The organism is Ancylobacter dichloromethanicus (genome assembly GCF_018390645.1).
Lineage (GTDB): Bacteria > Pseudomonadota > Alphaproteobacteria > Rhizobiales > Xanthobacteraceae > Ancylobacter > Ancylobacter dichloromethanicus.
Genome location: NZ_JAHBGC010000017.1, coordinates 129,467 through 144,324 on the forward strand (window position 1 = coordinate 129,467; position 14,858 = coordinate 144,324).

Here is a 14,858-nt window from a genome sequence, read left to right on the forward strand (position 1 = left end):
CAAGCCCGGGGATGAGGGCCCTTCAACGGGAACGAAGGGCACTGGACATCGCGCCCGCCTTCACTTATCTCTGCGCCACGGTCTGCAGTTCACCGAGGCGTTGCCGCCCCGCAAGGGGAGCTAAACCTGCTGATGTTCGAACCCCGCACTTGTCCTTGTGCCCGGTCGCAAGACGGCAACCCCGACATTTCCTCGCGAAAGGGCACCAACGAGGATAGGTCATGTCCAGACTCCATCTGGCCTTTGAGGCGCCGGATATTTCCGCGCTCGCCCGCACCCTGCGCGACGGGATCGCCGCGCTCGACCGCGCGCCCGGCCATGTCGAACTCCTGAACCTGCTGGCACGCGGCGCCGGCTATCGCAACTTCCAGCATTTGCGGGCCGATGCGCAGGCGCGCGGCCGGCTCGAAGCCGCCCCGGCCGCCCCCCCGCCAGTGGCCGATCACTCCCGCTGCGAGAAGGCGCTGCGCCTGTTCGACGCCGAGGGCCGGCTGGTGCGCTGGCCCAAGAAGCGCAACCAGCAGATTCTCTGCCTGTGGGTGCTGTGGTCCCGCATGCCCAGCGGCGAGGTGTTTCACGAGCGGCGGATGAACGCGCTTCTCAACGCCGAGCACCTGTTCGGCGACCATGCGCTGCTGCGCCGTGAAATGGTGGAGTTCGGCCTGTTCCGTCGCACGGCGGACGGGAGCGAATATGCGCGCATCGAGCGCGAACCTCCCCCCGAAATGACAAAGCTCTGCGCGCTCCTGCGCCGGCGCGCCGTTGCCTCTTTGTCATAGGCGCGCGGGCAACACGCGGCGGGGCGGCGGGCCCGCCTCCCGTCCGCCCCGTCCGCGCCGGCGGCCTACGCCATCTCGCGCGTCGCCAGCACCCAGTCGCGGGCGCGGGCCTCGGGGTTGTCGTTCAGCAGCACGTCGGTGACGACGGCAAGGCTGTCCGCGCCCGCCCGCCGCACGCCCGTCGCGCGGGCGATCGTCAGCCCGCCAATGGCGACCAGCGGCAGGTCGCCGACGCGCTTCTTCCACTGGGTGATGCGCTCCAGCCCCTGCGGCGCCCAGCGCATCTTCTTGAGCACCGTGGGGTAGACCGGGCCGAGCGCGACATAATCCGGCCGCGCCAGCAGCGCGGCTTCCAGTTCCGCCTCGTCATGGGTGCTGATGCCGAGCTTCAGCCCGGCGCGGCGGATGGCCGGCACGTCGGCCTCGGCAAGATCCTCCTGCCCCAGATGGATGAAGTCGCAGCCGAGTTCGATGGCGAGCCGCCAATAGTCGTTGACGATGAGCTGCGCGCCGAAGCGGGCGCAGGTCTCGCGCGCGGTGGCGATCTCGCGGCGCAGTTCGGCCTCGTCCATCTCCTTGGCGCGCAATTGCACCAGCTTCACCCCCTGCGGCAGCAGGCGCGGCAGCCAGGAGGCGCGGTCGACGACGAGATAGAACGGATCGAGCTTCATCACGCACCCCTAACGACCTCGAACCCCTCCGGTGAAAGCCGGTTCCCCGGAAGGGCTACAGGTTTCTGATTTTACGCATTTTCGTCACGCGAACCGGAACCCGCTTCGCCCGAAAACGCTCTAGGAACCCAGGAGGGCCCGGCCCATGACCGGGGTCGAAGGCGCCGCCATGTCGCGCACCTCCATCGGATCGGCGATCACCGCCTCGCGCCCGGCCGCGATGGCGCGGGCAAAGGCGTGGGCCATGCGGACAGGGTCGCCCGCCTTGGCCACCGCGGTGTTCAGCAGCACCGCGTCATAGCCCATTTCCATCGCCGCCGCCGCGTGCGAGGGCAGGCCCACGCCGGCATCCACCACAAGCGGGATACCGGGAAAATGCGCCCGCAGCGAGCGCAGGCCATAGGGATTGTTCAGCCCGCGCCCGGAGCCGATCGGCGCCCCCCACGGCATCAGCACCTCGCAGCCGGCGGAAATCAGCTTCTCCGCCACCACCAGGTCCTCCGTGGTGTAGGGAAATACCTGAAAGCCGTCGCGGGTGAGCAGGCGCGCCGCCTCCACCAGCCCGAAGACGTCCGGCTGCAGCGTGTCGTCCTCGCCGATCACCTCCAGCTTCACCCAGGGCGTGCCGAACAGTTCGCGCGCCATCTCGGCGGTGGTGACGGCTTCCTTCACCGTCTTGCAGCCGGCGGTGTTGGGCAGCACCCTCACGCCAAGGTCTCGAATCAGCTGCCAGAAGCTCTGGCCGGACTTCGCCACCCCCGATTCCCGCCGCAGCGAGACGGTGACGATCTCCGTGCCCGAGGCGCGGATCGCTTCCGCCAGAATCGCCGGCGAGGGGTATTGCGCCGTGCCGAGCAGCAGGCGCGAGGCGACCTCGGTGCCGTAGAACGCCACCGGATCGGCCATGTCCATGGTCGTCTTGTTGGTCATCGCATCCATGACCGCCTCCCTGTCATCCGCCCTGCATGGGGGCGAGGATCTCGACCCGGTCGCCATCGGCGATCGGGGTTGCCTCGCGTTTCGCCGCCCGCACCATGTCGCCATTCACCGCCGTCGCCACGATGGCATCGGCGAGTTCGAGTTCGGCCAGAAGGTCCGCCAGCGTGCCAGCGGCGGTGCTGGCCGGCTCACCATTCACGATGATCTTCATCCATCACCTCCGGGAAATGGGCCCCGTCGAACGCGACCTCCGCCGCGCGGCGCGCCAGCGCCGGCGCCGCCAGGAAGCCGTGCCGGTAGAGGCCGTTCACATAGAGCGTGTTGCCGCGCCTGCGCAGGCGCGGCAGGTTGTCGGGAAAGGCCGGGCGCACATCCGCCCCGATCTCGACGATCTCCGCCTCGCCAAAGGCGGGGTGCAGCGCATAGACCGCGCCGAGCAGTTCCAGCATGGAACGCCCGGTGACACGGCCGCGCTCGTCATTCTCGATCGAGGTGGCGCCGATCATGAAATGCCCGTCGCCGCGCGGCACGATATAGACCGGGATGCGCGGGTGCAGCATGCGCACCGGTCGCCTGAGCGCGATCTCGCTGGAATAGAGCACCAGCATCTCGCCCTTCACCCCGCGCAGGTCGGCCAGCACGTCGCGCGCGGCCAGCCCCCGGCAGTCGACCACGAGGTCGGCCCCATCGGCCTGACCGGCCTGACCGTCCTCCTCATCGAACCCATCGGCCTCGAAATCGAAGGCAACATGATACTCGTCGACCAGCCGGCGGGTCAGCGCCGCGAGCGCCTTGCGCGGCTCCAGATGCGCTTCGGAGGGAAAGAACAGTCCCTGGTCGAAGCGCCCGTCCAGATCGGGTTCGAGTTCGCCGATGCGGGCGCCGTCAACCCATTCAAAATTGGCCGTCCGCCGCGCAAAACGGCGCAGATCCGGCAGATCGCGCGGCGGCGCCAGCACCAGGCTGCCTTCAAGCGGCACGTCGGGCACCGCCTCGCGCCAATAGGCCAGTGATTCAAGGCCCAGTTCGGCGATGATCGGCTCGGCGCTCTCGCGCTCGCACCACGGCGCGAGCATGCCGCCGGCATACCAGGAGCAGCCCTGGCCGGAGCCGGCGCGGCGTTCGACAATGGTCACGTTCGCCCCACGCCGGGCGAAGGCGTGGGCACAGGTAAGCCCGGCCACGCCGGCGCCGACAATCTTCACCCGCATGGCATTGGCTGCGCGCTGCGCGGTATCGGTCGGCTCTATCTGATTGGAAATCATGCACTTCCTCCCTCCGCCAGTCTCAACTGGATCAGGTTCGAAGGGTCGCCATGCCGCGCAACGCGCGCCGATGGCCTCTCAGCCTCCTGACGAGGCTCCCCCGGACGCTCTCGATATAGTCATTCAGCCGGCGAATGTCACCGGCGGTCCACAATATTCCGGAAGCGCCCGCCGGTGCCTTCGCATCTCAGCCGCGCCGCGGCATCGGCACCACATTGTCGGGCGCCACGCGGGTGGCGGCGACGATGGCACGCCGCAGCGTCTCCCGGCTGAACGGCTTGCCCAGGCGCGGCATGCCGGCCCTGGCGTCGGCCGGCAACTCGGCATAGCCGGTGCCGAGGATCAGCGGCAGGTCGGGCCAGCGCTCATCGATCACCGCGGCCATCTGCACGCCGGTCATGCCCGGCATCGCCTGGTCGGTGAGCACGACGTCGAAGGTCGCACCGGCCTCCAGCAGATTCAGCGCCTCACGCGCCGACGAAGCCTCCGTCACCGCGCAGCCAAGATCCTCCAGCATGGCACCGGTGGCGGACAGCACCAGGGGATCGTCATCCACCACCAGCACGCGCTGCGCACCATGCTCCCCACCGGGCACATCGTCCTCATCCTCCGCCAGAACAGCCACCGCCACACTGCGGCCCGCTTTCGCGACTGGAAGATAGATGATCGCCGTCGTGCCCTTACCGGGCTCGCTCTTCAGCACGAGCTTGCCGTCCGACTGCGCAGCCAGGCCGTGCACCATGGCAAGGCCGAGCCCGGTTCCCTTGCCCACGCCCTTGGTGGTGAAGAACGGCTCGGCGGCGCGCGCCAGCGTGTCCGCATCCATGCCGCTGCCGCTGTCGCTGACGGACAGGCAGAAATAGTGGCCGGGCTTGAGCCTGCCTGGTTCGGCCAGCCCCTCACCTTCCGGCAGCGCGACGATTTCTTCCCACGCGGCAATGGTGATGACACCACCGTCGGGCATGGCGTCGCGCGCGTTCACGGCAAGATTGAGCAAGGCGAGTTCGAGCTGGTTGGCGTCCACCCGGGCGTAGGGCAGCCCGAGCGGGAAGCGGGTCTCGATACGCACGCCGGGGCCGATCGAGCGGCGCATCATGTCGGCCATGCCGAGCACCAGTTCGGGCACGTCCACCGGGGCGGGCCTGAGATCCTGCCGGCGTGCGAAGGCCAGCATGCGCTGGGTGAGCGCCGCGCCGCGCTGGGCGGCCTGCTGCGCATTGCCGAGCAGCAGAGTCAGCCGCGGATCGTCCGGAGCCCGCTTGGAGGCGAGCTCCAGATTGCCCATCACCACGGCGAGCAGATTGTTGAAATCATGGGCGATGCCGCCGGTAAGCTGGCCGACCGCCTCCAGCTTCTGTGCCTGGCGCAGTGCCTCCTCGGCGGCGCGGCGCTCGGTCACATCGACCAGGCCGCACAGCGTCATGGTGAGATGGCCGCCGGAATCCTTCTCGGCGACGGCCGAGAGCACGCAGTCGAGCGCATGCCCGTCCTTGGCCAACAACGTGTACTCTGCCTCGCGCAGTTCACCGGTTTCGAGCAGGCGCGGCCAGTGCTCATGGATGCGTCGGCGGGCGGATTCCTCGGTCATGAAGTCGGTAAGCGGACGCCCGATCACCTCCTCGCGCGCATAGCCGAGAAGGCTCAGCCAGCGGTCACTGACCTGAGCGATACGCCCATCTGGGCCAAGCGAATGCAACGGCAGCGGCGTGCGACGGTAGAGGTTGCGGTAGCGCTCCTCGCTTTCGCGCCAAAGGCGGGCCTCGCGCTCGGACAGCACCGCAAATCGCCGGTCATAGGCGGCGGCCAGCAGCAGCGCGACGAAGATGGCAAAGGTCGCCGCGGTCACCACCGCGACCAGCGCGCCATTGCCGATGCCGTCCGCGCTGGCGGCCAGCGCGGCATCGTGGACGTCACCGTGCCCGGTGAAGGTAACGCCCATCATCGCCACATAGTGCATGCCGGCAATGCCGAAGCCGAGCGCCAGCGCGGCGCCGAGCCGCTGGGGCAAGGAGTGGCGGCGAAACGCCAGCCACAGTGCGACTGTCGAGGCCGCGACGGCCAGCACGATGGCAGCGCCGACATAGATCATGTCGTGCGTCATCTCGCCGGGCATACGCATCGCCGCCATGCCGGTGTAGTGCATGCCGACAATGCCGAGGCCCATGAAAATGCCGCTCAGCAGGATGCCATCGAGGCCCACCGCTGCCCGTCCGGCGGCGAACAGCGCCACCCCGGTCGATCCGATTGCCAGCAGCAGCGAGAGAAGTGTCAGCCCCGGCGCATAGGACACGTCCATGCCGATGTTCAGCGCCAGCATGGCGATGAAATGCATGGACCAAATGCCGCCGCCAAGCACCACCGCCGCCGCCGCCAGCCACGCCAGGCGTATCGAGCCGCGCGCGCCGGCGATCCTGCCCGCCAGATCGAGGGCGGTGAAGGACGCGGCCACCGCGATCAGGATGGACAGCGCCACAAGCGCGATATCGTGGCTACCGACGAGGTTCATGATCGCGGAACGTTTCCACTCCAGGAGGGCCGCAGGGCACCGGGCCGCGTAAACTTAACGTCGCCCGGCGCCTTGTCACGCCGATAGCGCCTTCGCGAGGGTTAAAGATAGCCCATGAACCAAAGGACGATAATAATCGGCAGCGGAATTCCCAGCAGCCACAGCGCGCCACCCTTGAGCATGAAATCCTCCTTGCAAGCGTAGCAAGGGAACACCGCAGGGCATCAATCAGTTCCACGCCCGACGCGGTTGCCCTGCGTCGCTATTCCAACGGTGCCCTCAGACGATGCCCCTTCTCGGATCACGCACGCTGCTTGAGAGACTTCCGCCCCGCTTGCGCGATCTGCCGCGCCTCGTTGTTCCCGAACTGGCGGTGCTTCTGGCGCTGCTCGGCGCAGCTCTGGGGCTGCTGGCCTTCGCACTCATTGCCGACGAGGTGGTGGAGGGCGAAACCCACGCGTTCGACGAGGCGGTGCTGCTCGCCTTCCGCACGCCGGGCGATCCTGCCAACCCGCTCGGCCCACCCTGGCTGGAAATCATCATGCGCGACGTGACCGCGCTGGGCAGCACCACGGTGCTGACCCTGATCACGTTCATCGTCGCCGGGTTTCTGGCGATGGACGGCAAGCGCGCCGCGGCGCTGTTCGTGCTGGTAGCGACGGCCGGCGGCGGGCTTCTGAGCTATGCACTGAAGCTCGGCTTCGAGCGCCCGCGGCCCGACCTCGTCGCCCATCTCGTCGATGTCAGCACGTTGAGCTTTCCGAGCGGCCACGCCATGGGCGCTGCGGTCACCTTCCTTACCCTCGGCGTGCTGCTGGTACGCACCGAGAGCAGGCGGCGGATCAAGGCCTATGCGCTCGCCGTAGCCGTCGGCCTCACCTTGCTGGTCGGGTTCAGCCGGATCTATCTCGGCGTGCACTGGCCAACCGACGTGCTTGCCGGCTGGTGCGCCGGCGGCGCCTGGGCGTTGTTGTGCTGGATCCTCGTGCTGCTGCTGCAGCGCCGCGGCAAGGTTGAAAGTGCCGGCACTGCCGGAACAGACACTTCCGCGACCGACGATCCGCCGCCGCGGAAGGCCTCCTGAACTTCGCAAAGCACCCAATGGCTTTCGCCGCACGCTCGTCTATCATCCGCAAACAGGGCGCCGCAGAGCGTCCCGACACTGCAGGAGGACAAAGATGACCACCACCGCGCCGGAAGGACAGCTGATCCCGGAAATCGGCGTTATCGAGACGGTCGAGTCCGACAACATCCTGCGCTGGGACGGCAGCAACCTCTATGTCGAGCAGGACGTGTTCCACAACGGCCAGCTCGTTCACCGTCGCTACCGGAAGCGCGTGACCAAGTCGGTCGCGCAGGCCATCGCGGCGATTCTGGCGCAGCATTGACCGACCGCGTACCGCAGGACCGGCGGACCGCCAGATTCGGCAGGTCGGCCCGCGCCGGGGAAGCCGCTCTGTAGCGTGACCGACCGCCGGGCCGGCTGCGTTCGTGGGCCGGCATCGTGGCCGCTTCCGGTTCCCTCGTTGCGTCGCATCGCGGGGAACCGTACTTGCCCGGACGCGCGCGGCAGCTATCTGGCGAGAAGCGTGACTTCCGTCGTCATGATGTGTCCGAAGCATGAGAAGGATCGCGAGCGGTGTCGCTATTTGTGTGCGACGCACTACATTCAGCGTCATGACCAAACCGAACCGGAACAAACGACGCGTCACCGACGGGCGCCCCCTTGGCCAGGTGGCGGCACTGCCGTTTCGCCTCAATGCCGACGGTGCGGTCGAGGTGCTGGTCATGACCTCGCGCGAGACCCAGCGTGTCATCATCCCGAAGGGCTGGCCGATACGGAACCGCAAGGACTGGAAATCGGCCGAAATCGAGGCACGGCAGGAAGCCGGCGTCGTTGGCGACATGGGCCGCAAGCGGCTCGGCCAGTATCTGTACTGGAAGCGGCTGGAGACGCATTTCGCGCTGGTGAAGGTCGGCGTCTATCCGCTGGCCGTCCGCCGCCAGCTCGCCGACTGGCCCGAGCGCCACGAGCGGGCTCAGATCTGGCTTTCCGCTGAGGACGCTGCCCTGCTGGTGGACGAGCCGGAATTGGGCGCGATCATCCTCGATTATGCGCAGTCCCGTGCCCCGCATCTGCTGGCGCGGTCAAATGGCGGCCGGCGCGTCGCGTCGACTGCCTCTTCGCGGGAGGAAATCGGCCAGGGGCAGGCGGCGCCCTGAGGCCTTCCACTTGTCCCGCCCTTAATCCGCGCATCAGTCGACAATCCGAGTGATCTGGTGGGCGACCACGTCATCCTGCGTATTCGCCGCAAAGGCACGACAGCAGAAAAAGACACGGGGATAAAATCCGAACAAGGCAACAGAAGGCGACGGCGGGCTACCTTTCAGGTCTCGGCATCGGTAACGCGCCGGTCGCGCTGGAGCAGGCGCCCACGCTCGGCGAGGAGCACGCAGCCCAAGGCCGCGATGGCCAGGGCCGCGAAGCCGATGGTCAACGGCAGCGTGGTGCCGTCGAAATTCTGCCCCAGCGCGAAGCCGGCCAGCGCGCCCCCCACCGTGCTGACGAAGCCGAGCACCGACGATGCCGTGCCCGCCACATGGCCGACCGGCTCCATTGCCATGGAATTGAAGTTCGACACCATCAGGCCGAAGCAGAACATCATCGCGCCCTGCAGGATCGAGAAGGTCCAGATGTTCTCGATCCCTGCCAGCACGATGCCGGCATGCACCAGCGTCACCGCCAGATAGCCAAGCAGCGCCGCGTGCGAGACCCGTCGCATACCAAGCTTCTCAACAATGCGCGCATTGAGCAGGGAGGAGGCCGCCATGAAGACGGCGATCAGCGCGAAGATCAGCGTGAACAGTTCGTCCGCGTCGAAAGCGTCGGCGAACACCTGCTGGGCCGAGTTGATGAAGCCGAACAGCCCGCCCATCACCATGGTGATGGCCAGCATGTAGCCGACCGTGACGCGGCTGCGCATGATCAGGCCGAAGGCATGCGCGATGCCGGCGAAGGAGATCGGCGAGCGGTCTTCCGCATGCAGCGTCTCCGGCAGGCGCGCCAGCGTCCACACGAACAGCACCGCGCCGAACAGGCACAGCATCAGGAAGATGCCGCGCCACGGTGCCACCAGCATGATCGCCTGCCCGATCGAAGGGGCGACGATCGGCACCGAGAGGAAGACCAGGAAGGCGAGTGACATCACCCGCGCCATGTGCGAGCCGGAATAGCAGTCGCGCACGATGGTGATGGCAAGGATACGGGTCGCCGCCGAGCCTATGCCCTGCACCACACGCGCCGCCAGCATCACCTCCAGCGTGCCCGCGAAGACGGCACCGATCGAGGCCGCCGTATAGACCGCGAGGCCGAACAGCAGGACGCTGCGGCGCCCGAAACGATCGGCCAGGGTGCCATAGACGAGTTGGGCGCCGCCGAAGCCGAGCAGATAGGCGGTGATGACGAGCTGGGTGTGATTCGCGGTGTCGATGCCCAGCGATGCACCGATCTCCGGCAGCGCCGGCAGCATGGAATCGATGGCGATGGCGTTGGTTGCCATGAGACCGGCGATGAACAGCACGAACTCCCGAAATCCCATTCCCGGATGCGGGTTGCCCGGATGCGGGTTTGCCGGGGCGGATCGAAGGGAGGGCATGGGAGTTCCAGTATGGCGGCGAGGTCGGACAGGCGCGGAGGCGCCATCGGGGGGCACGCCTTATCGCGCACAATCCCCGGCTACCCTATAGGGTGAAAGACACACGGTCTGGAAATCGCCGGCGAAGCGCGCAAAAATGGGCGCCACGGCAAGGCCTTGGCCCGCACTTGAATTAAAATGATGGCTGTCATCGATTTGACTGACTGCGGCACGACTCCATAGCGGCATCGCCCCTGCCGGCACTCAGAACTGCGGCGGAGCCATGTCGAGCGGCGGCACGTCGAACTGGGGAATGTCCAGCTCGATGGTCGAAGGATCGACGCTCGGGCCAGCGCTGATCCAGTAGGTCACCGCGTCCGGCCACAGGATCACCACCACCACCAAGATGAGCTGCATCAGCAGCCACGGAATCGCGCCCCAGTAGATCTGCGAGGTGCGGATCGACTTCGGCGCGATGCCGCGCAGATAGAACAGCGCGAAGCCGAAGGGAGGGTGCATGAAGGCGGTCTGCATGTTCACGCACAGCAGCACGCCGAACCAGATCAGGTTGATGTCGAGCTTCATCGCCACCGGCACCAGCAGCGGCACGATGATGAAGGCGATCTCGAAGAAATCGAGAAAAAAGGCGATGAAGAAGATGAACACATTGACGAAAATGAGAAAACCGGCCCGCCCGCCGGGTAGTTGGGAAAGCAGGTGTTCGATCCACAGCGCCCCGTCCATGCCCTGGAACACCAGGCTGAACACGGTGGCACCGATGAGGATGAACACCACCATGGCGGTGAGGCGGGCGGTAGAGGCCATCGCCTGACGGATCAGCGGCCAGGTCAGCCGTCCATGCAGCGCCGCCAGCAAGATGGCGCCGACCGCCCCCATCGCCCCCGCCTCGGTCGGCGTGGCGAGGCCCATGGCCAGCGTACCGAGCACCAGCAGGATCAGCACGATGGAGGGCACCATACCCCACAGAACCTGCCGGATCAGCGGCCAGCCGCCCTCTCCGCGCGCTTCGGGCGGCAGAGGCGGCATGTGCTGCGGCTTGATCAGCGACAGCACGAACACATAGCCGAGGAAGATCAGCACCTGCAGCAGCGAGGGGCCGATGGCGCCGAGATACATCTCGCCCACCGGTCGGCCGAGTTGCTCGGCCAGCACGATCAGCACCAGCGAGGGCGGGATGAGTTGGGTGATGGTGCCAGAGGCGGCGATGACGCCGGTGGCGAGCCGCTCATTATAGCCGTAGCGCAACATCACCGGCAGCGAGATCACCCCCATGGCGATGACCGACGCCGCCACCGTGCCGGTGATGGCGCCGAGAATCGCGCCGACCACGATCACCGCGTAGGCGAGGCCGCCAGGCACCTTGCCGAACAGCTTGCCGGTGCCCTCCAGCAGATCCTCGGCGAGGCCGCAGCGCTCCAGCACCGCCCCCATGAAGGTGAAGAAAGGAATCGCCAGAAGCAGGTCATTGGAGATGATGCCGTAGAAGCGGAACGGCAGCGCCTGCAGGAAGCTGAAGGTGAAATGATCGGTCAGTATGCCGAGCGAGCCGAAGAACAGGCCGACCGCGATCAGCGAGAAAGCGACGGGAAAGCCGGCCAGCATGAAACAGATCATGCCGGCGAACATGAGCGGAGGCATCACGCCATAGGAGAACATGCAAGGCTCGTGCGTCGGGAAGGAAGGGACTGGCGGTCAGGGGCCGGCTTTCGCGGCGCTCCTATTGGTGCGGCTTCTCGTAATCGGTGGCGATCTCGATCGCGCCGGAGAGCGCGGCGACGCGCTTGATCAGTTCCGAGAGCCCCTGAATGGTGAGCAGCGCGAAGCCCAGCGGCAACAAAAGCTTGGCCGGCCAGAGGATCAGCCCGCCGGCATTCTGCGACACCTCGTCGGAGACGAAGGACTGCCAGAAGAATGGAAAGCTCAGCCAGGCGAGGTAGAGGCCGGCGGGGATGAGGATCAGCGCGAAGCCGAGCGTGTCGATCCACAGCCGGACGCGCGGTGAAACCGACATGTAGACGAGGTCGACCCGCACATGCTCGTTGCGCTTCAGCGTGTAGGGCGCCCCGAGCAGCACCACGGCACCGAACAGGTACCACTGGACCTCCAGCAACCCGTTGGTCGAATAGCTGAACAGGTAGCGCACGGTCGCATTGCCGGCGCTGACGAGGCAGGCGAACAGCACGCAGTAATCCGCGATGTGTCCGAACCGCTCGTTCAATCCGTCGACGACGCGGCTGAAAGCGAGCAGCCCACCCATCGCATCCCCCTCATTCTGGCCGGCTTTTTCGTTGCGACCGGCTGCCCCATCGCCGCCCCCGCCGTTGGCGGCAAGATAGACCATCGTCTCACGCAAAATAACCCGCGTCCGGCCGCGATGCTCCTCCAGCCGGCGAACGTCGCCGTGATGTGACACTTTTGCGTATGCCTGAAGGGCTGGCGGGTGGCACTCTGCTCCGAGCCACTGAGGCGACGCTGCGTCATCGCGATTTGCCGATCTGGTGCGGCATGCTATCCCGCTTGCTTCGCCCCGCCCGGTTCCACGAAAGCTCCTATGACCTCCAGCGCGCTCCGTCTCCCGCTCGGTATCTGCGCGTTCATTCTCGCCGCCGGCGCGATCTATCTCGCCAGGTCGGTAGTGGCGCCGGTCGCTTTTGCGCTTTTCATCATCGCGCTGGTCTGGCCGCTGCAGGTTCGACTGCAGCAGCGACTGCCGGCACTGGTGGCGATGATGGTGACCCTCGCGCTGACCATTCTCGCTCTGGCGCTGCTCGGCTATGTCACCATCTGGGGCTTCAGCCAGGCAGGGCGCTGGCTGATCGCCAATGCCGGCCGCTTCCAGGCGATCTACACCGAGACCGCCGCGCAGCTGGAAGAGATAGGCCTCTATTCGGCCGGCATGCTGGCCGACACCTTCAACGCGAGCTGGCTCATCGGCGCCTTTCAGAGCCTCGCGGGGCGGCTCAACGGCATGTTCGGCTTCGGCGTGGTGACGCTGATCTTCGTCATGCTCGGCCTGCTGGAGGTCGACATCGTCCGCACCAAGCTGCTCGCCGAGGCCGGAGAGACCGGGCGGCGGCTGGTGCGAGCCTGCGCGGCGACGGCGGCGAAGTTCCGCACCTACATGATGGTGCGCACGGTGATGAGCGTGCTGACCGGTGTCTTCGTCTGGGCGCTCTCCGCCGCCATCGGGCTCGATCTCGCCCTCGCCTTCGGCGTCATCGCCTTCGCGCTCAACTACATCCCCTTCATCGGCCCGCTGGTGGCGACGCTGCTGCCCACCTTCTTCGCGCTGGCGCAGTTCGGCTCGTGGGAAACGGCGGTGGCGGTGTTCCTCGCCATGAACGTGATCCAGTTCTTCAGTGGCAGCTATATCGAGCCGCGCATGGCGGGGAAGGCGCTCGCCATCTCGCCTTTCCTGGTGCTGTTCGCCGTGTTTTTCTGGGCGTTCATGTGGGGGCTGTCCGGGGCCTTCATCGGCGTGCCGCTGGTCATCGCCGCCCTGACCTTCTGCGAGGAGGGTGACGGCACGCGCTGGCTCGCCCGCCTGCTCTCCGGCCGCGAGGAGCCCGTCGTCTGATCATGAGCGCCCTCTTCAAAGCCCTGCGCAGGCTCCTCAAATGGGCGGCGCTACTGGCGCTGGTTCTGTTCGTCGCCTTCCTCGGCTCCCGGGTCTGGTTCGCGCAGAGCGGGCCGCCGCTGGAGCCCTGGCACACTTTCGTGCCGGAGGAGATGAGCGTCTCCGAACTCGACAAGGCGGACTGGCGCGGCTACCTCGCCCGCGAGGACAAGCTGTTCGCTGACGTCACCCGCGAGGTGGTGCAGAAGCTGCCGGAGGAGGACAGGGTTCCCTCCAACCGCTATTTCGCCGGCAGCGTGGTCTACCCGCCGCACCTCACCCATGACTGGAACCGCTCCTACGAGCTGGCGCCGGCGGGCGAACCGGTCGGCGTCGTCGTGCTGCTGCACGGACTGACCGATTCGCCCTACAGCCTGCGCCATGTCGCCCGGCGCTATCTCGCCAACGGCTTCCTCGTCGTTGCCCCGCGCCTGCCCGGTCACGGAACGGTTCCGGCCGGGCTTACCGAGGTCGAATGGGAAGACTGGCTGGCGGCGACGCGGCTTGCGGTGCGCGAGGCGGCCGCCCGCGTGCCGGGCAAGAAGCTGGAAATCGTCGGCTTCTCCAATGGCGGGGCGCTGGCGCTGAAATACGCGCTCGACGCGCTCAGCGACGAAAAGCTGGTGCGCCCCACCCGGCTGGTGCTCATCTCGCCGATGATCGGCATCACGCGCTTCGCCCGCTTCGCCGGGCTGGCGGCGCTGCCGGCCTATCTGCCGGCCTTCGACAAGGCGGCGTGGCTCGGCCTGGTGCCGGAATTCAACCCTTTCAAATACAACAGCTTTCCGGTGAATGGCGCGGTGCAGTCGCATCGGCTGACGCGGGCCCTGCAGGCCTCGATCACCGCGCAGGCGCGGGCGGGACGCCTGAAGGACCTGGCGCCGGTGCTGACCTTCCAGTCGGTGATGGATTTCACCGTCTCGACCCGCGCCATCGTCGACGCCCTGTATCGCCAGCTACCGGCAAATGGCAGCGAGCTGGTGCTGTTCGACATCAACCGCAACACCAAGCTCGGCCCGCTTTTGCGCGCGACCTCCTATACGGCGCTGCTGCGCCTGCTGCCGCCGCTGCCGCGCACTTTCCGCACCGTCATCATCACCAATGAGGATGCCGGCAGCGACCTGGTGGTCGAGCGCTCCATCCCCGCCGGCGGAACGGAAGAGACGGTCCGCCCGCTGGGGCTCTCCTATCCGATCGACGTCTATTCGCTCTCCCACGTCGCCCTGCCCTTCCCGCCGGAGGATGCGCTGTACGGCTCGCATCCCGATCCGGACGAGAATTTCGGGCTCCAGCTCGGCGCCATGGCCGTGCGCGGCGAGCGCGGGGCACTGATCGTCAGCCTCGACGCGCTGGTGCGGATGTCGTCCAACCCGTTCTTTTCCTACATGAACGACCGGATCGCGCCACCCGCGCCGACGCCGTGAAC

Annotated in this window: 14 protein-coding genes and 1 riboswitch; of the genes, 6 read left to right on the plus strand and 8 right to left on the minus strand. The window is 67.0% G+C overall.

All coding sequences use genetic code 11. The annotated features are described in order from the left end of the window. Window positions 1–221: 221 nt before the first annotated feature. Window positions 222–779 carry a DUF2087 domain-containing protein gene (locus KHC23_RS08195; RefSeq protein WP_213371311.1) on the plus strand — a complete coding sequence of 186 codons (558 nt, stop codon included), beginning with the start codon at window positions 222–224 and terminating at the stop codon, window positions 777–779. Window positions 780–844: 65 nt separating this feature from the next. On the opposite strand, the gene KHC23_RS08200 is transcribed toward KHC23_RS08195, so the two are convergent. From KHC23_RS08200 to KHC23_RS08220, 5 genes are all read right to left on the minus strand, one after another. Further along, complete coding sequence (locus tag KHC23_RS08200; protein ID WP_213371312.1) at window positions 845–1,450, minus strand: thiamine phosphate synthase; 606 nt, start codon at window positions 1,448–1,450, stop codon at window positions 845–847. A 120-nt stretch (window positions 1,451–1,570) separates the two neighbouring features. Further along, on the minus strand, window positions 1,571–2,356 hold the full coding sequence (locus KHC23_RS08205; protein WP_213371469.1) for a thiazole synthase: 786 nt from the start codon (window positions 2,354–2,356) through the stop codon (window positions 1,571–1,573). Window positions 2,357–2,402: 46 nt separating this feature from the next. Next, a complete protein-coding gene (gene thiS / locus KHC23_RS08210; RefSeq protein WP_213371313.1) occupies window positions 2,403–2,600 on the minus strand; it encodes a sulfur carrier protein ThiS in 198 nt (65 codons plus the stop codon). Continuing rightward, window positions 2,578–3,600 (minus strand): FAD-dependent oxidoreductase, encoded by a 1,023-nt coding sequence (locus tag KHC23_RS08215; protein ID WP_213371471.1) that lies wholly within the window; start codon window positions 3,598–3,600, stop codon window positions 2,578–2,580. The genes thiS and KHC23_RS08215 overlap by 23 nt, the downstream gene beginning before the upstream one ends. Before the next feature lie 45 nt (window positions 3,601–3,645). Then, a riboswitch (TPP riboswitch) is annotated at window positions 3,646–3,766 on the minus strand. 75 nt (window positions 3,767–3,841) lie between these two features. Then, complete coding sequence (locus tag KHC23_RS08220; RefSeq protein ID WP_213371314.1) at window positions 3,842–6,160, minus strand: MHYT domain-containing protein; 2,319 nt, start codon at window positions 6,158–6,160, stop codon at window positions 3,842–3,844. 373 nt (window positions 6,161–6,533) lie between these two features. On the opposite strand from KHC23_RS08220, the gene KHC23_RS08225 reads away from it, so the two are divergent. The 3 genes from KHC23_RS08225 to KHC23_RS08235 all read left to right on the plus strand — a co-directional run bounded on the left by KHC23_RS08225 (window position 6,534) and on the right by KHC23_RS08235 (window position 8,383). Next, window positions 6,534–7,244: a phosphatase PAP2 family protein gene (locus tag KHC23_RS08225; RefSeq protein ID WP_373878517.1), complete on the plus strand. Its 711-nt coding sequence runs from the start codon at window positions 6,534–6,536 to the stop codon at window positions 7,242–7,244. Window positions 7,245–7,338: 94 nt separating this feature from the next. Beyond that, window positions 7,339–7,548, plus strand: coding sequence for a hypothetical protein (locus KHC23_RS08230; RefSeq protein ID WP_213371317.1), 210 nt, complete (start codon window positions 7,339–7,341; stop codon window positions 7,546–7,548). A gap of 289 nt (window positions 7,549–7,837) precedes the next feature. Continuing rightward, window positions 7,838–8,383 carry an NUDIX hydrolase gene (locus tag KHC23_RS08235; RefSeq protein WP_213371325.1) on the plus strand — a complete coding sequence of 182 codons (546 nt, stop codon included), beginning with the start codon at window positions 7,838–7,840 and terminating at the stop codon, window positions 8,381–8,383. 164 nt (window positions 8,384–8,547) lie between these two features. Here KHC23_RS08235 and KHC23_RS08240 read toward each other — a convergent pair whose 3' ends face one another. The 3 genes from KHC23_RS08240 to KHC23_RS08250 form a co-directional block, all read right to left on the minus strand. Then, on the minus strand, window positions 8,548–9,759 hold the full coding sequence (locus tag KHC23_RS08240; protein WP_213371326.1) for a multidrug effflux MFS transporter: 1,212 nt from the start codon (window positions 9,757–9,759) through the stop codon (window positions 8,548–8,550). A 300-nt stretch (window positions 9,760–10,059) separates the two neighbouring features. Further along, window positions 10,060–11,472: a TRAP transporter large permease gene (locus tag KHC23_RS08245; protein WP_213371334.1), complete on the minus strand. Its 1,413-nt coding sequence runs from the start codon at window positions 11,470–11,472 to the stop codon at window positions 10,060–10,062. Between the two features lie 61 nt (window positions 11,473–11,533). Then, entirely contained in the window at window positions 11,534–12,073 is a 540-nt protein-coding gene (locus KHC23_RS08250; RefSeq protein ID WP_213371336.1) for a TRAP transporter small permease subunit, read from the minus strand. Window positions 12,074–12,367: 294 nt separating this feature from the next. Here KHC23_RS08250 and KHC23_RS08255 point away from each other — a divergent pair, with 294 nt between their 5' ends. Together KHC23_RS08255 and KHC23_RS08260 are read left to right on the plus strand one after the other, a co-directional pair. Beyond that, window positions 12,368–13,393 (plus strand): AI-2E family transporter, encoded by a 1,026-nt coding sequence (locus KHC23_RS08255; RefSeq protein WP_213371338.1) that lies wholly within the window; start codon window positions 12,368–12,370, stop codon window positions 13,391–13,393. A 2-nt stretch (window positions 13,394–13,395) separates the two neighbouring features. After that, entirely contained in the window at window positions 13,396–14,856 is a 1,461-nt protein-coding gene (locus KHC23_RS08260; RefSeq protein WP_246544428.1) for an alpha/beta hydrolase, read from the plus strand. The last annotated feature ends 2 nt before the right edge of the window (window positions 14,857–14,858 follow it).